General features: G+C 58.8%; 20 protein-coding genes. 7 read left to right on the plus strand and 13 right to left on the minus strand.

All coding sequences use genetic code 11. From position 1 onward, the window contains the following. Positions 1–59 precede the first annotated feature (59 nt). The gene (locus ACZ9H4_RS16095; RefSeq protein WP_476119621.1) at positions 60–404 is read left to right on the plus strand and encodes a response regulator; all 345 of its coding nucleotides are present in this window, start codon (positions 60–62) and stop codon (positions 402–404) included. Between the two features lie 616 nt (positions 405–1020). Here ACZ9H4_RS16095 and ACZ9H4_RS16100 read toward each other — a convergent pair. Further along, a complete protein-coding gene (locus tag ACZ9H4_RS16100; protein ID WP_408141425.1) occupies positions 1021–1308 on the minus strand; it encodes a DUF1330 domain-containing protein in 288 nt (95 codons plus the stop codon). 428 nt (positions 1309–1736) lie between these two features. After that, positions 1737–2876 carry an ATP-binding protein gene (locus ACZ9H4_RS16105; RefSeq protein WP_476119624.1) on the minus strand — a complete coding sequence of 380 codons (1140 nt, stop codon included), beginning with the start codon at positions 2874–2876 and terminating at the stop codon, positions 1737–1739. A 576-nt stretch (positions 2877–3452) separates the two neighbouring features. Between ACZ9H4_RS16105 and ACZ9H4_RS16110 the strand changes: the two genes are divergently transcribed. Continuing rightward, complete coding sequence (locus ACZ9H4_RS16110) at positions 3453–4190, plus strand: hypothetical protein (RefSeq protein WP_476119626.1); 738 nt, start codon at positions 3453–3455, stop codon at positions 4188–4190. A 70-nt stretch (positions 4191–4260) separates the two neighbouring features. On the opposite strand, the gene ACZ9H4_RS16115 is transcribed toward ACZ9H4_RS16110, so the two are convergent. Further along, a complete protein-coding gene (locus tag ACZ9H4_RS16115; protein WP_408141428.1) occupies positions 4261–5214 on the minus strand; it encodes a LysR substrate-binding domain-containing protein in 954 nt (317 codons plus the stop codon). Between the two features lie 135 nt (positions 5215–5349). Here ACZ9H4_RS16115 and ACZ9H4_RS16120 point away from each other — a divergent pair, with 135 nt between their 5' ends. Beyond that, positions 5350–7650 carry an NADP-dependent malic enzyme gene (locus tag ACZ9H4_RS16120; RefSeq protein WP_408327686.1) on the plus strand — a complete coding sequence of 767 codons (2301 nt, stop codon included), beginning with the start codon at positions 5350–5352 and terminating at the stop codon, positions 7648–7650. A 134-nt stretch (positions 7651–7784) separates the two neighbouring features. Here ACZ9H4_RS16120 and ACZ9H4_RS16125 read toward each other — a convergent pair whose 3' ends face one another. The 5 genes from ACZ9H4_RS16125 to ACZ9H4_RS16145 form a co-directional block, all read right to left on the minus strand. Next, complete coding sequence (locus tag ACZ9H4_RS16125; RefSeq protein ID WP_476119628.1) at positions 7785–8573, minus strand: SDR family oxidoreductase; 789 nt, start codon at positions 8571–8573, stop codon at positions 7785–7787. A gap of 290 nt (positions 8574–8863) precedes the next feature. Beyond that, positions 8864–9478: a hypothetical protein gene (locus ACZ9H4_RS16130; protein ID WP_476119846.1), complete on the minus strand. Its 615-nt coding sequence runs from the start codon at positions 9476–9478 to the stop codon at positions 8864–8866. Between the two features lie 50 nt (positions 9479–9528). Continuing rightward, positions 9529–10302 carry a molybdopterin-dependent oxidoreductase gene (locus tag ACZ9H4_RS16135; protein ID WP_476119630.1) on the minus strand — a complete coding sequence of 258 codons (774 nt, stop codon included), beginning with the start codon at positions 10300–10302 and terminating at the stop codon, positions 9529–9531. A 2-nt stretch (positions 10303–10304) separates the two neighbouring features. Next, positions 10305–10898: a cytochrome b/b6 domain-containing protein gene (locus ACZ9H4_RS16140; protein ID WP_408153421.1), complete on the minus strand. Its 594-nt coding sequence runs from the start codon at positions 10896–10898 to the stop codon at positions 10305–10307. A 210-nt stretch (positions 10899–11108) separates the two neighbouring features. Continuing rightward, positions 11109–11279 (minus strand): hypothetical protein, encoded by a 171-nt coding sequence (locus ACZ9H4_RS16145; RefSeq protein WP_408327697.1) that lies wholly within the window; start codon positions 11277–11279, stop codon positions 11109–11111. A gap of 284 nt (positions 11280–11563) precedes the next feature. Between ACZ9H4_RS16145 and ACZ9H4_RS16150 the strand changes: the two genes are divergently transcribed. Together ACZ9H4_RS16150 and ACZ9H4_RS16155 are read left to right on the plus strand one after the other, a co-directional pair. Next, positions 11564–12139, plus strand: a complete 576-nt coding sequence (locus tag ACZ9H4_RS16150) for a DUF308 domain-containing protein (protein WP_476119632.1) — start codon at positions 11564–11566, stop codon at positions 12137–12139. 209 nt (positions 12140–12348) lie between these two features. Continuing rightward, a complete protein-coding gene (locus ACZ9H4_RS16155; RefSeq protein ID WP_408141517.1) occupies positions 12349–12933 on the plus strand; it encodes a chorismate mutase in 585 nt (194 codons plus the stop codon). Here the strand turns inward: ACZ9H4_RS16155 and ACZ9H4_RS16160 are convergent. Then, complete coding sequence (locus ACZ9H4_RS16160; protein WP_476119859.1) at positions 12889–13092, minus strand: hypothetical protein; 204 nt, start codon at positions 13090–13092, stop codon at positions 12889–12891. The genes ACZ9H4_RS16155 and ACZ9H4_RS16160 overlap by 45 nt on opposite strands. 64 nt (positions 13093–13156) lie before the next feature. Between ACZ9H4_RS16160 and ACZ9H4_RS16165 the strand changes: the two genes are divergently transcribed. Next, the gene (locus tag ACZ9H4_RS16165; RefSeq protein WP_476119634.1) at positions 13157–13654 is read left to right on the plus strand and encodes an RNA polymerase sigma factor; all 498 of its coding nucleotides are present in this window, start codon (positions 13157–13159) and stop codon (positions 13652–13654) included. A 380-nt stretch (positions 13655–14034) separates the two neighbouring features. Further along, positions 14035–15507, plus strand: a complete 1473-nt coding sequence (locus tag ACZ9H4_RS16170; RefSeq protein WP_476119636.1) for an HD domain-containing phosphohydrolase — start codon at positions 14035–14037, stop codon at positions 15505–15507. Between the two features lie 19 nt (positions 15508–15526). Here the strand turns inward: ACZ9H4_RS16170 and ACZ9H4_RS16175 are convergent, their stop codons facing one another. The 4 genes from ACZ9H4_RS16175 to ACZ9H4_RS16190 form a co-directional block, all read right to left on the minus strand. Next, positions 15527–15868, minus strand: a complete 342-nt coding sequence (locus ACZ9H4_RS16175) for a cupin domain-containing protein (protein WP_408153418.1) — start codon at positions 15866–15868, stop codon at positions 15527–15529. 108 nt (positions 15869–15976) lie between these two features. Beyond that, complete coding sequence (locus tag ACZ9H4_RS16180) at positions 15977–16252, minus strand: hypothetical protein (RefSeq protein WP_476119638.1); 276 nt, start codon at positions 16250–16252, stop codon at positions 15977–15979. Between the two features lie 189 nt (positions 16253–16441). Further along, a complete protein-coding gene (locus ACZ9H4_RS16185; RefSeq protein WP_408153417.1) occupies positions 16442–17305 on the minus strand; it encodes a shikimate dehydrogenase family protein in 864 nt (287 codons plus the stop codon). Positions 17306–17340: 35 nt separating this feature from the next. Beyond that, on the minus strand, positions 17341–18693 hold the full coding sequence (locus ACZ9H4_RS16190) for an MFS transporter (protein ID WP_476119641.1): 1353 nt from the start codon (positions 18691–18693) through the stop codon (positions 17341–17343). Between the last annotated feature and the right edge of the window lie 37 nt (positions 18694–18730).

Raw genomic sequence — 18730 nt, forward strand, 5'->3', positions numbered from 1 at the left:
GAGCCTGGAGGTTGTAAAGGATATTATGAGCTGCGCAAAGGTATCCAGGGAGATATGTCTTGAATGTCCTGATTGTTGACGACGATCCAGGCTCGGCCGATGCTCTAGCCGCCCGCGTGATAGCGATCGGGCACGAAGCTTCGGTTGCATACGGCAGGCAGGCAGCAGTTGAGCTTGCACGCGCAGCTACATTCGACTTGATACTCCTCGACCTTCATCTAGGACACGCAGATGGTCGAGACGTTTGCGCCGAGATGCGACGCGATGGCTCTTCGCGACATTCGCAAATCCTCGCAATGACGGGGCACGTCGGTTTGGAGCAAGGCATCAGTCTTGGCGACTTCAACGGCTACGTATTGAAGCCACTGCAATTTGACCGTCTTGAAGATCTGTTGACCTCATAGCCGCCAAGGTTTTCTTTTTATGCACGTTCGCCGCAACACCGCCTTATGGCGCTTCTCGGGGCCGCGCATTCCGGCGCAACGACGCCGCTTGCGAAGATGCTCGTTGATGGCGTATCTCCCTTCATGGTTGCAGGCTGTTTTGCATCGGGAGCGGTTTTGGACTCTCCGTTGTGATCCTCGTCCAACGCTTGCGACATACTGCTGGGAACGCTGAAACGAAAGCCGGATTCAGACAGCCGGGATTCCCTGGCTGCCTGGCGCGATCGTCGCGGGCGGCGTCGCTGGTCCCGCGCTTCTGATGCTCGGTCTCGCCACTACCGCTGCTGGTACGAGCCCGCTCATGTTCAACTACGAGGCTTACTCACTGCGGTGCTCGCATGGGTTGTACACCGCGAAAACGTCGACGTTCAAATCAAGTCGGGCCGATCCGTCTCGGTGCGAGTCCCATCGAACGACGCATGTTGGCCGACGGCGGGCCGATCGGAGCTAAACCTTGAAACGCCTCGCCCCGGCAATACGCGATGTATGCTTGCGGACGGTACACAGACGCTCTCTTGACGCGTCAGTCCCACCTCGAGCCCGTTGAACCCACGGGCTCGAGCGTCGCAGCCTTTCGTCACATGCCTTCGACAAGAACGGCGCGATAACGCGCACCCTTGAACCGGTGCTGGGCGACTGCTTGATACGCCGGGCTGTCGTACCACGCGCGCGCGGTCGCAGTCGACGGAAATTCCACGATCACGACGCCCTCTGGCGCTTCGCCCTCAAGAACCTGTTGGGGCCCGTACGCAGCGAGGATCTTGACAGGATGATCTTTGAAGGTCTCGCCCACCTTGCTTTGGTAGATGTCGAGCTCCCCCTGATCCTGCGTGCTTTCCTTGGTGAAGATAATGTAAGTCGCCATGGAGTCGGCTCCTGTTGTGGTGTATTTTCGATCGACACCGAGCACGTCGGGATTTCAATCCCGACCCGCTTGTTTAACACCGTCGGAGAGGACACGACTAGAGCAGCGCTACAGCACATGATGGTCTGTCTATGACCTTTACTCCGGCGACTGGAGCGGGCAGTAGCCCGCTTGCACGACGCATACCAAAGCCATCAACCTGGCGTTCTCGCCGCTGAGGATAGCTGCGGCACACAGACGGTCGATTGTCGGCGATTCTAAGCCTAACCTCGAATGATTGTTTGCGGCCGCACAGAGCTCGACGACAATCGGCCCAGGACGACCACCCAAAGGCGCCATTTGGACTCGACAGATTAATGGCGCCCTCCCCTGTGCTGCACAAAGTGTGACGATCGACATCCGGCACTACTGCGCGCTGCGGCAAAACGTCAGCTCCTTGTCTCAGTTCCGTCCACTCGCGGGAGTGACACGGAAAATGAAGTCTCCACTTCGTCGGATCGTGCTTCGATCGCACCGTGGTGGGCCTTGGCGATTTCGCTTGCGATGTACAGACCAAGTCCGAGGCTACCCGCACTCCCGTCCGTGCCGTAATGCTCCGGCCCCCGCGTCAGGGGATCGAAGATGCGCGTCAACATTGCGCCGTCTATAGCAGGTCCGCAGTTGCTGACCTCGATACGAACATGCGTTGCGTCGCATGTCACGGTCACGCGCACGGGTTTGTCCTGCGCGCCATACTTGATGGCATTGGTTACGAGATTTCCAACCAGTTGCTGCAGGCGCCGGCCGTCCCAGAGCCCCTGCGAATTACCACTCGCCTGCAACTCAATCTGCCTGTCAGGATGAATCGCACGCAACTCGTCCAGCTCGTCAGCCAGCACATCGGCCAGATCGATGCTTGTGGGCATTACATTGATGCCCATGCCCAGTTTGGTCCGGTTGAAATCGGTCAGGTCATCGAGCAACGCCTGGATCCGCGCTCCACTTCGTATCAGACGGGCGGCGGCTCCCGATACTCGTTCCCCGGCATTGAGCGCGGCCAGATACGAAGCGGTAACCTGGACCGCCTGGAGAGGGTTCCGCATGTCGTGACCCAGCATGCCAAGGAGAAGGTTGCGGTTCTGCTCCGCCTGGGCGCTGAAGAAGGTGACCGATTCAGCCAGTGCCTGATCGATTGCTTCGTTGAAGCGGATGATGTCGTTCAGATCGGGCGCTTCGGGCTCGCAATCGTCCATCCACAAACGAAGTACGCTCGCGCGCAGTGCGCGATATTCAGCGGCGAGCTGGTTGATACTGAAGCCGGCTCGCGCCCTTAGAAGGGCGTGCGTTTGCGCGGCTGTTTCGGTGGCGTCGTTCAGTGCAGGGGCGTTCCCCAACGATTTTTCGTGCTGGGCTTCCCTGGTCTGCGAAGTTCGCAAGTCTTTTTCCACGGCGTGCAGGATCTGCTCCGCATGGTCACGTAACCCCAACGATTCCATGTTTGCCGCCGCCGGCAGGAGAGTGCCGGCGAATGCCTCCCATTGCTCCAGAATCGGTCCGATGTCTCGCGAGATAAAGTCGGCAAGTCGCATGTAAGCGTCTCCAGAGACGTAGACGAGCGTCGAGATCCAATCAGGCTACCTATGTTACGCGCAAATTAGGGACAACCTTCGACCGGCGGAAGACTCTGATGGGGCGAACGCCTTCGTAACGTCTGCAGTCGCCAATCCTGGGGCAGATTTCTGATCGCAAACGGCCGTTCGGGCGATTGAGCCGAGCGTCTCAAGTTGGCCGGTAGTACGCGTTCGCACAAACCGCCGCAAAGCTGCCAGTGATAACTCCGACACCCTTACGGCGGCACGTTCATCGAACTGGTGCTATCGGCCAACAAGCGAAGGTCACGTCAACGCTTGCAGCGAGGTTCGACGGGCGCATCTGCCCCCTGCGAGCAGTCGTTCAAGCGTATGAGACAGTGGTTGGCTAGTCGGCTTAACCGCCTGTCTACAAACCCGGTGTCGATGGATTAAATAATAACCTCCCGGGAATATCTGACCGGCACACGGTGTTCTCCTTCAATGATCATGACGTAGGGCGATACTGACTTTTGACTACGTTACGCGGAATGCACTTGTGCATCTTCCATCACTATTTCATAGGAGATCTGAAATATGGCAATCCGCTACGACCTTCCAGCGGTCGGTGCTCAAAAAGGACCAACCTGCTGGTATACAGCGGTGAAAATGATGCTTCGCTTCCATAACATCGGTGCGGATCAAACCCGCCGTGCGCAATGGCATGAGTTACATGAGCTGCGTAAAATCATCACTGAACTGGCAGCCGCCAAGAAACCATATGATTACCGCTCGGTGTTGACTGCCATCATTAGCAAAATGTATGCAACGAGTGGTGCGAGCGCCGACCGCAAACATTTAAGATCACTCAAGAACAAGTGGGAAGCTGCCGGCTCCGACGCACGATTCAGCGTTCTGGATGCCTTCCTTCCAGGGCTTATCAGACCGGTCATATTGGCCGGAGGCCAATATGACACGACATTCGTCGCGGATAGCCTCGGCAAGTATGGTCCCTTGTATGCGAGTGTCTTTCGCCCGGGCGTTTCACTAATGGACATGGACTATGTTCAAGACCCTTTCCCGAATCAGAGTGGATATGTGTACAAATATGACGCGAAATCCAGTTTCGGCGGACGTCATGCCATTGTTATCTTTGGTGTCGACGACCATGACACGATCTACTACGCCGACCCCAACGCCCCTCATCGCTATAGCATGATTCCTTGGGAAGTCCTCAAGGGTCAACTCAACTCGCCAGGCGGCTCGATGGGCAGTGCTCTGTTCGGAAGAGTCGATTGTTTCGACTGCCACCACATTCAGACGCGTCGACCCTGAGTTGAAGAGAGAAATCAAGCTTGCTCTGCCACAAGAACGTTATTGATCCGCGAAGCCATATCACCGCCCCTCATGCCTCCCCGCATGTCTTGCGTAGCGCCTCAACGAACAAATCCCTCGCCGGTGACGGCGATTTTGCGGCGCGGGTAAACAACGCGATGGGCGGGAGCGTCCATACAAACGAGTAAGGTACGATTGCCACCCCGGCAATTCGCACCAGTTCTTCCGCGATATCGGCCGGTACGATCGATACTGCCTCGTCGCTTGAGGCAATCATTTCGCCGATGAGCTTCGACGAATAACTTTCGACGACAGGAACGGGAGGCGGGATGCCGGCGGCGAGAAACAGGTCCGTCACCTGTTCTCTCATGGGTGTATGGGGTGCGCCGAGAATCCAGTCCAGCGTGACCAGCCTGCTCCAATCCAGCTTCGTGCGCGCCAGTTTTGCCGCGAGACGCCGGCTCGCGATCAAGCGAGGCTGCTGCCGGAATAGCACCTCAAACGAGATGTGCTGCAGATCGATCGCTGACGACGCCCGCCCTATCACGATGTCTACGATGTGGTCTTTGAGCTGCAGGAGGAGTTGGTCGCTCGTTCCTTCGTGAATCGTCACCGTCAGACGCCGCTCCATGCGCGCTTGCAGTTGCTTGAGTGCCGCCGACAGCATCTGCCCCGAAATGAACGGAATCACGCCGATGTGCAGGTGGGCCGCATGCCCCGCAGCGACTGCCTCCATCTCGCGGGCCAGATGGTCGAGATCGTTGAGCATCGCCTTGGCCCGTTCGAGCACGACCGCGCCCAGCGCAGTGGGCAGCATGCCACGCGAAGAGCGCTCGAAAAGCGGCGTGCTGAACATGCTCTCCAGTTCAGATAGCGCGTTCGTGACGGCGGGCTGACTGCTGGCCATGTGCTCCGCCACGCGCGTCAGCGAGCCGTGCTGCTGGATCTGCAGCAACAGCACCAGGTGCCGCATTTTCAGACGCGCGCCAAGCCGCCTGACTACTTCGTCCGACTCGAAATTCATTGACAAGACGCGCACCCATCACAAAAAAATGATGGACCGATATTAAAACAAAATCATCTCCTTATGGCCGATCTCTAGAATCGTCTCAACGGATCGCGCCGGGACTGGCCCAGCGCACGCGCTCGGAACAAAAACATGAAACAGACAGAGGCACAACAGCAGGCGGCGTTCGACTATCACGAGTTTCCGACTTCCGGAAAGATCTCCGTGGTCGCCAGCAAACCGCTCGTCACGCAGCGCGATCTTGCGCTGGCCTACACGCCCGGCGTAGCCGGGGTGTGCGAGGCAATCGCGGCCGATCCGCTGCAGGCGCACCGCTTCACGAGCCGCGGAAATCTGGTGGGCGTGATCACGAACGGCACCGCCGTGCTGGGCCTCGGCAACATCGGGGCGCTGGCATCGAAGCCGGTCATGGAAGGCAAAGCCGTACTCTTCAAGAAGTTTGCGGGCATCGACGTGTTCGACATCGAGATCAATGAGACCGATCCGGACAAGCTGGTCGACATCATCGCCGGTCTTGAACCTACGTTCGGCGGCATCAATCTCGAGGACATCAAGGCCCCGGAGTGTTTCACGGTGGAGCGCAAACTGCGCGAACGCATGAAGATCCCGGTCTTCCATGACGATCAGCACGGCACCGCGATCACCGTCTGCGCTGCCTTCATCAACGGACTGAAGGTTGTCGGCAAGTCGATCTCGGAGGTGAAGGTCGTGACTTCTGGGGCGGGTGCTGCGGCGCTGGCCTGCCTGGACTTGCTGGTCGAGCTCGGGCTTCCCATCGAAAACATCTGGGCGACGGATATCGAAGGTGTCGTGTATCGCGGTCGTACCACGCTGATGGACCCGGCAAAGTCGCGCTTTGCGCAGGAAACCAGTGCCCGCACGCTAGCCGAAGTCATCAGTGGCTCGGACGTTTTTCTCGGCCTTTCGGTCGGCGGAATTCTGAGCGCGGAGATGCTCAAGCAGATGGCTGCGCGTCCGTTGATTCTCGCGCTTGCCAACCCAACGCCGGAAATCTTTCCGGAACTGGCGCATGCCACGCGCGACGATGTCGTCATCGCAACGGGCCGCTCGGACTACCCTAACCAGGTCAACAACGTCCTCTGCTTTCCCTACATCTTCCGCGGTGCACTGGACGTTGGCGCGACGACGATCACCCGCGCAATGGAGATCGCCGCGGTACATGCCATCGCACGTCTCGCGGAAGAAGAACAGAACGAAGTCGTCGCGGCGGCTTATGGTGCCGACGACGTGGTATTCGGCCCGCATTACCTGATTCCCAAGCCATTCGACCCGCGTCTGATTGTCCGTATCGCACCGGCCGTGGCGCGAGCCGCTATGGAAAGCGGCGTAGCCACACGGCCGCTGACGGATCTGGACGCGTATGTCGGGCAACTACAGCAGTTCGTCTACCACTCCGGGGCGTTCATGAAGCCGCTGTTCGCGACGGCGCGTCAGCTTGTGCGTGACGGCGGCAACGCACGGATTGTCTTTACCGAAGGCGAAGACGAACGCGTGCTGCGCGCCGTGCAGGTGATCGTTGACGAAAAGCTGGCACGCCCGATCCTGGTGGGGCGTCCGGAGGTGCTGCTGGCGCGCATCGAGCGATTCGGTTTGCGCCTTCGACTTGGTCAGGATGTCGAAGTGACCAATCCGGAATATGACGAGCGCTTCCCGCAATACTGGACGACGTATTGGGAGTTGATGTGCCGGGACGGCATATCGAAGGAGATGGCGCGGGTCGAGATGCGGCGCCGCCTGACCTTGATCGGCGCCATGATGGTTCGGCTTGGGGATGCGGACGGGATGATTTGCGGGACCGTCGGCGCGTATCACGACCATCTGCGGTTTGTCGATCAGGTGATCGGCAGGAAGCCCGGTGCATCAACCTACGCGGCGATGAATATTCTGTTGCTCGATCAGCGAACGGTAGCGCTGGCCGATACGCACATCAACGACGATCCCAATGCGGAGCAGATCGCAGAATTCACGATTGCAGCGGCCCGGCAGATGGAATGGCTGAACCTGACGCCCAAGGTTGCGCTGCTCTCACGGTCGAACTTCGGTTCAGGTAGCGCAGCCTCCGGCATAAAGATGCGCCGGGCGCTGGAGATCGTCAGGCAGCAGGCCCCTGACATCGAGGCGGACGGCGAGATGCACGGAGACTGCGCGCTCGATGAAGCATTGCGGTTGCGCATTCTTCCCACGTCGCCACTCAAGGGGCCGGCTAATCTCCTCGTCTGTCCGAACGTGGACGCAGGCAACATTGCCTACAATCTCCTCAAGACTGAAGCAGGCAGTAACGTGGCTGTGGGGCCTTTCCTGCTCGGCGTCAACGCGCCGATTAACATCCTCACTTCGAGTTCGACCGTACGGCGGATTGTCAACATGGCGGCGCTGACGGTTATCGAAGCTAACCGCAGTACGTCCGCGTAATCAATTGTGTGAAATGGCGACGAGGTGCTCGTAAGGCCCGGGCACTCGACGCCGTTCTCGCTTGCAGGCCGTTGCACCAGGTCGGCCGTGACCGAATCGCTACGTCGTTGACGAGCGCGCGGTTGCCCGGCAGGTCACACGTGCTGCCCTCCGTTGATGTGAATCTCGGCGCCGTTGATATAGGACGCCGCCGGCCCGCAAAGGAAGTGGATTGTCTCCGCCACCTCGCGAGGGTTACCCAACCGGTGAAGCGGAATCTCATTGTTGACGATCTCGTCGGTGCCCGGCGACAGGATCGAAGTATCAATTTCTCCCGGAGCAATCGCATTGACACGTATGCCCTCCGGTCCAAACTCATGAGCCATCTCTCGCGTCAGGGCGAAAAGTGCCGCCTTGGACACCGCGTAAGCAGCGCCTGCGAAGGGATGGACTTTGAAACCGGCAATCGAGGTGACATTGACAATTGCGCCCTTGGCGCGTGCCAGTTCAGGAAAGACAGCCCGCGCGAGCAAGGCATTGGAGATCAGATTGACGTCGAGGACCGTCGACCACGTGCGGATGTCGCTCTTGAGCACGCCAAGTCGCGTTCGGTCTTCGCCTTTAGGCGAGATCCCCGCATTGTTCACGAGCGCGTGCAGTTTGCCGTCGGGAAGTCGACGACGTACTTCTTCTGCAATCTTCTCGACGGAATTCAGATCCGCAAGGTCCGCCTGAATATGCGACTCTCGCGCGGCTGGCCACTTGCAGTCCTCGGAAAAGGGCTGTCGCGAAACCGTGAAAACCTTCCAGTTGTCTTCCTGGAACAGTTTTACAGTTGCGTGTCCGATCCCACGACTCGCGCCAGTCAGTAGCATGTAGCGGGTTGAATCGTCTGTGTGTGGCATTTCGGAAAGTCGACTGATTGATGCGGCTGCCAAGTTCATGGTTTAGCCCGAAATAGCACCGGGAAGCCAACCCAGATCATGGATCTGGAAGAAGTAACTCCGAGAGCGAGTGGCCGTCTGGATGCCTGATCGGGTGCGACGATGCGCCTCGGCTCGCTCATCGTCTGTACCCTGCTCTTTCAGGCGGACGCCGCAACCGATTCGCCTTCATTCGCACCCGATCCGGGCTTGCCTTGATTTTGTCGCGACGACAAAAGAAGCGAACGGCAAGGAGTAAGGCGCAGGTGTAGCACGACGCCAACCAGAAGCACGCCGTACTCCTTTCACATTTACATCGGCGGCGCAACGCCATCCTTTTCGACCACAACGAACTTGCCACCATAAGTGCCGCCCGTCATTGGCGTGGCCACGACAAACACCTTCTTACCCGTCGTCAACTCAGCGCGGGTTGCAGGAATGAGCGTCACGACCGGCACATTGTCCGGCACGGTGATGGTGTTGCTGCCGCCCTTGTATGAAAGTCTGAGATCGTGGCCGCTGGTGCTTTGCACCACCGTGTCTACGTTGGCATTCGTCATCGTGCTATTCGCGCCGAGATCCCATGCGTAGTGGCCTTCGCCCGTACCACGCGCGGCCTCCGGGAAGACCAGAACTTCCTTCGCGGTCAGCTTGCCATCGGGGCCGGGCATGGCGGCCGCGCCGACATAAGAGCCCGGCTTGATATCGGCAAGCTTGATCGCCTTGACGGCGTTGACACCCGACGACTCCTGCATGTCGATCGTCACGGTGTCCCCACTGCGTCGATGCACTTTGAGCGTGCTGCCGGCGAACGACACAATCTCGCCCCGGATTCGTTCGGGCTTGTCGGCTGAGGATTGAGCGAACGCTGCGCTGGCGAGCGACAATGCGACGAAGGAAACAGCGAGCTTCAAGCGTGTGGACATAATTACTCCGTGAGATCGGTTGAGGTGAAAAGACATTTACGGCGTGTGGTTCAGGATCCACCGAACCAGTTGTAGCCCTGGTTTTCCCAATAGCCGCCGGGAAATTCGTTGGTTACGGAAATGGCGACGATGTGCTTCGGGTTTTTATAGCCGAGCTTCGTGGGCATGCGAAGCTTCATGGGAAAGCCATACTTCGCTGGCAGGATGTTGCCGTCGTAAGTCAGCGTGAGCAGCGTCTGCGGATGCAACGCCGTCGGCATGTCGATGCTAGTCCAGTAGTTGTCGGCACAATGTAGTGCGACGTATTTTGCGGTTGTATCGGCGCCGGCCCGCAAGAGAAAGTCAGAGAATTTCACGCCGCCCCACTTGCCGATTGCGCTCCAACCTTCAATGCAAATGTGCCGCGTCACCTGGCTCTGCTGCGGCAACGCATGCAGTTCTTCGAGCCTCCAGATACGTTTGCCTTTGACGAGACCACTGAGCTCCAGGTGGTAAGCGCGTGCGTCGACGTCTGGTACCTGGTCAATGTCATAGAAGGCATTGAATGGAAATGGTCGCGTGATCATCGATTCCGGATAGACCGGCGCGAGTTTGCGCGGATCGAACAGCAGGGCTTGCGCGTCATCGTTGAATGAAGACATTTTGCGCAACATGGCGTTGACTGATTTTTCGTTAGTCAGATCGCAACCCGACAGTAACGCGAGTCCACCCAAGGTCAGGATTCGCCTGCCAAACAGGCGACGTGCGGGCGATTGCAGTTCCTTTTCAGCATCCTTGATGATCGATGCAGCGTCGAGCGGTCGTACGGATTTTCGTGAAGTCACGGTTAGCGGCCCCGAATCATGGTGAGCAAGGATCGCGGCACCAGCGCAACCATCACGACATGTATCGTGAAGAAACCGACGAGCACGCTCATCGCGGCAAAGTGGACGATGCGTGCGTTGTCGAAACCGCCCATTAACGTTCGCAGGATCGGCAATTGAACCGGTTTCCAGAGAGTCAGCCCTGATACCACCACGAGCACGATGTCAGCGATCACGACGAGATACGCAAACTTCTGTACTGCGTTGTAGCGGCTGAGATCAGCATGACTGAGCTTGCCGCGTAGCGCGGCACCCAGGTCGGAGGCAATCGCGCGAATGCCGATGGGAAAGAATTTTTTGCGCAGGCGCCCCGTCAAGGTTCCTAGAACCAGATATGCGACGAAGTTTGCGATCAGTATCCACATGACCGCGAAATGCCAAAGCAGCGCACCACCTAGCCAGCCGCCGAGTGTGATGGAACTCGGAAACCGGATAGCCCTGAAGATGGGCGACGCGTTATACACTTGCCAGCCACTCAGACACATGCCTATGACAGCGGCTGCGTTGATCCAATGGATGATGCGGACCCACACCGGATGTATCGTTGCATGAGCCAAGGCAGCCTCACTGTCGACGGTATTGAAAGTTAGAAACGTGTTCTGCGGCGGTCAGCGGCGAGCGAAAGACAACTGTGCGCCGCGCCGCCCCTCACAGACTCAACTCGAAATCTGGCTCGTGAAAGACTGTCACGTTGCACGGTCATCGTTTGAATACTCGTGCCTTAGCCCGTGACAAGAATCGCATCCGGGGTCGCGCAACGCTATCGGTCAAATGACCGACCAAGGCGAGTCACCCTGATACACCTGACTCGAGTGATGGATCATGCCGTTGGGTCGCCGCGGCTGCGGCGTCATGTCCAGCGCGCGCAGCATCAGCCGCGTGCCTTGCGGTGTGCATCCGACCTTGACCACGTGTCCGCTTTCGTGGGTCAACTTCAATCGAGGCATCCCATCTGTGACTCGGTCGAAAATTCAATCTCATCGGGCACACCGGCATGCAGCCCTCTACCGAAGCTTCCATCCACCCCTGCGGTAGATGAAGTTGATCACAGGGACAAGTCGAGCCATGCCGAATGGTATCGGTCATTCGACCGATACCATTCGGCATGGACGATGTCATTCTATTGCTTGATTTATCCGCATCGGAGGCGGCGATATGTCTGGCATCCATTCGGTAAATGCCGCACGCGCCGACTTCGGATGCCAGTCTATGAGGAGTTTGAATGTTTGAACGTCACATTAAATCGAGCAGCGCCAGCGAAGAGGGGTGGCTCAAATCATATTATTCCGTCCGGGCAGCATTTTCCGCCATCTGGGTGGTATTAGCATTTTCCATCGGTAAGCAGGCCACAGCCGGCGTCGCGGTCCTACTTGTCATTTACCCCGCCTGGGACGCTTTGGCCAATTTCATCGACATGTCGCGCAGCGGTGGAACCGGTAAGAACCGGACACAGGCCATCAACATTGCTGTCAGCGCCGTTACAGCGGTCGCGGTGGTCCTGGAATTGAGCATAGGGGCGCCTCCGATACTCGTGATCTTTGGTGTTTGGGCGATCCTCTCCGGGCTACTTCAACTCGCTACCGCGGTCCGCCGCTGGAAGGACCTTGGGGCACAGTGGGCAATGATTCTAAGCGGAGCACAATCCGCGCTCGCGGGAGCTTTCTTCATTATCCAAAGCGGCGCATCAACGCCTCCCGCTATTTTCAAAATAGCGGGCTACGCAGCCGTTGGTGCAGCATACTTCTTGATATCCGCTGTGTGGTTACATGTGAAGCATGCGCGACTTAACGCGATTTGAGAGCTTGCGAGAAGCGTCGTCGCAGTCATCTCACGCGTGTCCTCGATGCAGACGAATCATTCCGTTGTATTTTTACGATCCTCTACGTTGACCACTACGAATACGTTTGGACCGGATAATTTTGGCAATTTTCACTATCGGAAAGCACAGGATTGTCAGCAACTGAAAAGCTGATATCTCTGGCGCATCGTTCAATAGGACTTCATTTAATGAAAATCCAATCTCTTGGCATTCTATCTCTATTCGTTCCTCTCTCCGCTTCACTCTTGTTCGCAGCGCCCTATTCCATAGGATCGGTTCCTGATGCTAAAACGTTCAGGCCATTGATTGAATTAACGGTAACGAGACTCAGCATTGCAAAGCAGGTCGCATTGGCGAAGTGGGATTCGAGGTCCGCAATCGAAGATTTGCCGCGAGAGGAAGAGGTCCTGGCAACCGCGAGGATGGAAGCTCGCGCAGCGGGCCTATCCGACCAGGAGGCAACGCACTTTTTTTCGGATCAGATAGAAGCGAATAAGCTCGTCCAATACGGTCTTCATGCGCAATGGCGACGAATCGGAGGAGCGCCCGATGAACCAAGGGCCGATCTGGCAAGCGACATCCGTCCGCGGCTTGATGAATTGCAGAAGGAATTCCTACAGGTTCTGGTTTCTACAAGAGATTTGCGCACAGAACAGGGGTGCGGTAAGAGACTCGCTCGAGAAATGCAGTTATACACCGCCAGTCGGGCTCTGGAGCCGCTCTATGGATTAGCCGTAGAGCGCGCGCTTGCGAGAGTTTGTGTAGTAGGTTGAAGTGCTGGCGCAATAGCGCATGATCTTCCCGAGCCAGGCCGGCGCAATCCGACAAGGTGCGCCGGCCTTTTTTCGCTGAACTTTCATCATCGCCGCCAGACTGAACGACTGCGCGCCGATGCGGATGGCGGATAGCTTTATCTTCCCGACCGGTGTCATACACACCGATCTTCGTCGCCCCCGGAAAAGCCAGCTATACGACATCAAACAAGGAACAACGTCGATGACTGAAGCAGACTTAGCCAGCACGCTTCCAGGCATGCTGCCGCGATTATGGGCATTTGCGTTGCGCATCTCCGTCAATCGGCACGACGCCGAAGACCTCGTGCTGCGAGCCTGCGTTCGCGCCCTGGAACACACGCATCAATTGCGACCGGGCACCGCGCCGCTTGGCTGGATGTTCTCGATCGTGCAATCCACCTGGATCGACGAGCAACGCGGGCGCAACGTGCGCAGCCGCGGCAGCGTGAATTGGGACCACGAGTTCCTGGAGACCGCCGCCGGGCCGTTGGCAGCCACGCCGGAACAGCATGCGATGGACAGGCAGATCGTCAGCGCCGTGCAGGCATTGCCGGAAGCGCAACGTGTGGTCATGCTGCTGGTCGGTGTCGAAGGGCTAAGTTACAACGAAGCAGCCGAAGCGCTCGGCGTGCCGATCGACACGATCATGAGCCGGCTCTCACGGGCTCGCCGGGCAATCGGCGCCTTGTTCAAAGACTAGATCAGCGAACAGTCCGGCAACGCCCCTGCTTCGCGCTCCCGCCATCGTGACTTTGCCGCCGGCCTGGGCCACACTTCGTGTTCCCACGTTTCGGGAGAAATCGCAGATGGACGCCGCATAGCGACGTACGGAAACGAGCCTGCGCACCGATCCCGATTTTTTAGCTACTGTCACAGTGCTACTCGCGTCTGCTCGGCAAGCCACTTGTCCCCGAGCACGTGCCGATCGAAGACACGCCACGCTGGCTTGACGAGCGCCCGCCGTTCGACCAGTTCGCGCACAACCCGAATACCGATATCCCCAGACAGCACTGCCGTGCGGCACCTCGTATCGTCGCGTATGATTGTTAGCCATTCTCGTGACGTTCCATACCCAATCCGATGTTCGACCTTGATGCCAGCCACACCACGCTGCGTATTTTCGATGCCGTGAGAGCACTCGCTTTCATCGGCGATCTAAGCATGGGACAGCCGACCGACCATTCGTTGCGCACCGGGTGGCTGGCAGCACGGCTCGCACATGCGGCCGGACTCCAGGCCTCGGCTTGCGACGCTGTGCGCGAGGTGTCGCTGCTACGTTGGTCGGGTTGCACGGCAAACGCGGCAGGGTTCGCAACAGTGTTCGGCGACGACATCGCGATCCGGACCGCGATGCTTGAGAGCAGGCCCGGTATCGCCGAGACGATTGGCGGAGTCGGCGCCGCGCTGATGCCACTCGCGCAAACTCACTGCGAAGTATCCGGCGAGGTCGCGCGAATTATGGGCCTTTCGAAGGCGACCGAAACGGCGCTGCGCCACATTTTCGAAACCTGGGACGGCAGAGGCTTGCCCGCGCAACTCGCGCGCGAGGCGGTGCCGATATCCGTACTGGTCGTCGCGCTTGCCGGCGACCTGGAGGTGTTCAGCCGCACCTATGGCGTCGAAGCGGCGCTTGCACTGATCGAACAACGCTCCGGCGCGCGGTATCCGGCGCACCTCGTCGCGACAGCGACATGCCATGCACGGAGTTGGCTGACGGAACTGGCGCACCAATCGTTGGACGATTTTGACGTCGTGTTGGCGACAGCCGATATGCAACGGACCACGTCGGTTGAATTGATCGCCGACATCATCGATCTGAAATTGCCGTGGATGACGGGCTTTTCACGTGCGGTCGCAATGACGGCTGCCGACTGCTACGCCCGGTTCACGTCGGATGACGCAGCACGCGCACTGGTATATCGGGCTGGATTGATTCATGGCATCGGTAGGGCCGCCGTGCCCAACGATGTGTGGAACCTACCCACGCCTTTGTCGCCGAGCGCCTGGGAAAAGGTGCGGCTGGTGCCGTACTGGACAGAGCGCGCCGGCAAGCAAACCGGCGCACTGGGCGAGGCCACCGTGCTTGCGTCGTATGTGTACGAGCGGCAAGACGGTTCGGGGTATTTTCGCGGCGCGCGCGATCCGGCTCTGACGTTGGAGGCTCGTGTGCTGGCTGCGTCGGTGGCGTGGGTTGCGTTGCGCTCAACGCGCCCTTGGCGCGCCGCGCTGGCCGACGAGGCTGCCGCACACGTGTTGCAAGACGAGGCTGCCAATGGCCGGCTATGCCGCGAGGTGGTCGATGCGTTGGTGGCGGAACGCGTCCCCGTCGCGAGGCGCGTGGCAAGGAGTGCGCCGCATGGTCCACGTCTGTCTGCGAGAGAGATTGACGTGCTGCGTGCGATCTCGCGAGGTGCGAGCAACAAGGAAGCCGCCCAGGAATTGACGATGAGTCCGAGCACCGTGCGCACCCACGTCGAGAGCGTGTTTCGCAAGCTCGAGTGTTCGACACGCGCAGCAGCAACGCTCAAGGCGGCGACGATGGGCTTGATCTAGATGCATGGCGTTGCGTGCCTCAGCGAGACAATCCGGCCAGCACAATGTCCGCGACCCCGCCCGCCTGGACCGTGAGATAGACGACATCCTCGTTTGTTTCGTTCTTGACGTGGTGAACGGTGCCCGGATCAACCGAGTAAAATTCACGCACCCTGGTGCTCTGAACGTGGCCGCCGATATTCAACTCGACGGTCAGGACGCCACGGATCACGAGAAACCGGTCACTGACATTCGTGTGGTGATGCCATTGCGTCTCACCGCCGGCTTGAACCGTCGTTTGCAGGATCGAGCAGCCTTCCTCGCGCAATAGCGTCTTATACTGCACCTTGCCGTTGGCAAGCGGAATATCGTTGTCATCCATCTCATGCTCCGATGCGAGTCGATAGCTTGTTGCTCGCGATTTTTGCTCGTCAATACCCGGCGGCATGCCGGACGAACTGGACGGTAGCCCGTCAGATTTGTCGGTTGTTCATGGCGTGCCGATACATTTGCGGCGCAATCCGCCCACCGACCACCACAACCCCGCGATCAGGAAGTAGACAGCGCCCATGGCCGCGCTGAAAAGCAGTGCCCCGGCCAGCGCCGACCGTGCGCCATTCGAGATCATGCCCCATTGCGCGCCGGAGCGCTTCCAGTGACAGACGGCACGGCGCAGCTGGAGAACTCCTGAAAGAGCGGCCCAAACGCCGAATGCCCGAGGTAGCCAGCTCACGCCGATGAGAACAACGAAATGATGAACCGACATGGCACTCATCCTCCAGGAATTCTTGTGGGCTTGCCCTGAGGAAGCCGGCTTTCGTCACCGCGAGTATCGTCACGGCTCCGAAGGCATCATGGCATTCGACTGGTCGCTGAGGTATCGGTCAAATGACCGATACGCGCGAACAAGCTGCCCGACGGAACAGCTGTCGTCACGACTCGGCAACACGTGTCTCTAAAGCACTTTCCCGTTCCAGTCGAAAGAAGGCGGAAAGCCAAAGAACGACGCCGCTATCGGCATGGCGTAATTCATCATGTTCTTTCCATGATGAACCTTGAGTCCACGCGCTTGCGCCGCTCCAAGCAGCGCGGTCGTGTGGGGCTCCATGATCACATCGGCGACGAGCGCATGGGACGGCAGTGCGTCGACGGGAAATGGCAGGGCGTCGCCGGCGTTCAGTCCGACCGGCGATGCGTTGATGGCGATATCGATGTTCTCCATCGATGGCATTCCCGTTGCGAGCCGGGCGGTGGATACCGTAGCGATGGAGCGCGCCAACTCACGTGCACGCCCTTCATCCGCGTCATGGACGGTGAGGCTCGCGATCTTCTCCATTCCAAGCGTCCATCCTATGCATCGGCCCACGCCACCGCAGCCGTGCAAATAGATGTTGGCGCCCTCCAGGCTCACGCCATCCGCATGCAAGCCCGCGAGGAAGCCGGCACCATCGACGTTGTCGCCTTCCCAGGTCCCATTCGTCAGTCGCCGCAGCAGGTTGATGGAACCGATGCGTTGCGCACGTTGCGTCAACACGTCGGCGTGGTCCATTGCCGCGAGCTTGTGCGGCATGGTGAAGATTGCACCATCGACGTTTTCGGTCGCCTTCAGCCCTTTCATCGCGGTATTGAAATTTGAAGCGGTGACGTCGGCGGGCAGCATCAAGGCGTTGACGCCGTAGCGCTTGAAGAGCGCGCTCCAGACAACCGGCGCGCGAACATGCGCGATAGGCGAACCAAGGATATAAAAGAGGCGCGTCAACGCATCGACGGGTGAGTCGACGGAATACCTTTCATCTTTAATCGTCATCATATTTTCCATGTGGGCGCCGGATCGTTCAACCCGACGCAAGCCAGTCAATGCGAAGCTGCATTCCGTAGTATCGGCAGCACCGCATTGCTTCGGCGGCCGCCGATATACGCCGCGACGATCGCGGCACCGATCGGGATCGTGAGTGACATGATGAGCTGGCCGAAGCTCCAGTTCAGACTCAGCAGGATCGCCCCGACATACGCCCCCGATATCGCGCCGAAGCGTCCGATGCCCGTCATCCAGCTCGTGCCCGTGGCACGCATCTCGGTCGGATAGTAGTTCGCGGCCATCGCAGTCCATCCCGTGTTGGTCGAGTTGGTACAGTAGCCGAGAAGGAACACCATCGTCATCAGGCCCGCGAGCGTGAACGACACCCTTGCCAGAATCACCGCGAAAACACTTGCGGCGAGCAATGTGCCGATCATGACCCTGTGCGCTCTGAAGCGATCCATCTCCCACCCGATGACGACGTTCCCAAACGTGCCCCCAACCTGCATCATGGCCGCGACCAACGCTGCCTCACTCAGCGAAAAGTGATTACCCGTCACAATGATCGGCAACCAGCTATTGAGAAAATAGACGGTCATCAGGTTCATGAACAGGCCGACCCAGAGCGCGAGCGTGACAGCCCTATGAGGCTTGCTCACCATGAGACGGATGGCGCCCCGCCCCGCCTGCGCGCGTTCAGCGGCGACGAACATGGTCGAGGCGTCGGCGGATGAGGGCTCGATCTGATTGAGCACGCGCACCAGCGCGTTGCGTCCCCCCTGCTTCATTGCCAGAAACTTCGCGGATTCGGGCAGCACGAACGCCAGGACGAAGGCAAAGAGAATCGGCACTACACCACCGACCAGCAGTATCGACTGCCATCCATGCCGGTCGATGAGATAAGTCGAAAGGAACCCGCCACCGGCGGCACCGAGCGTGAAACCGCAATAGATCACGGTCACCATCATCGAACGATACTTCTTCGGCGCATACTCGGACGCGAGCGTGGCCGCATTCGGTTGCGACGCGCCCAGTCCGAGGCCGGTCAGAAAGCGCATGAGCGACAGCACCGCGAGATTGGGCGACCACGATGAAAGCAGGCTCATCAGCCCGAAGAAGAACACAGCACCGATCACGACCTTGCGCCTGCCGAAGCGGTCGGCCAGCGGCCCACCGGTCAGGGCGCCTATTGCAAGTCCGAAAAGCCCCATGCTCAGGACTGGGCCCAGCGCCACCTGACCGACCTTCCAGTCTCTGATGATCGCAGGCGCGATGAAGCCCATCGCGACGACATCCAATCCGTCGAGAATTAGCACAGCCAACCCCAGCACCATGATCTTCCAGTGGAAAGCGCTGAAGGGACGCGTATCGAGGAATTCCTGAACATTGAGTTGCCTGGCAGCGAGCATCTGTGTCTCCTTGTTTATTTTCGTCCGTGCACGCACC

Source organism: Paraburkholderia sp. TE9906, from assembly GCF_056279605.1.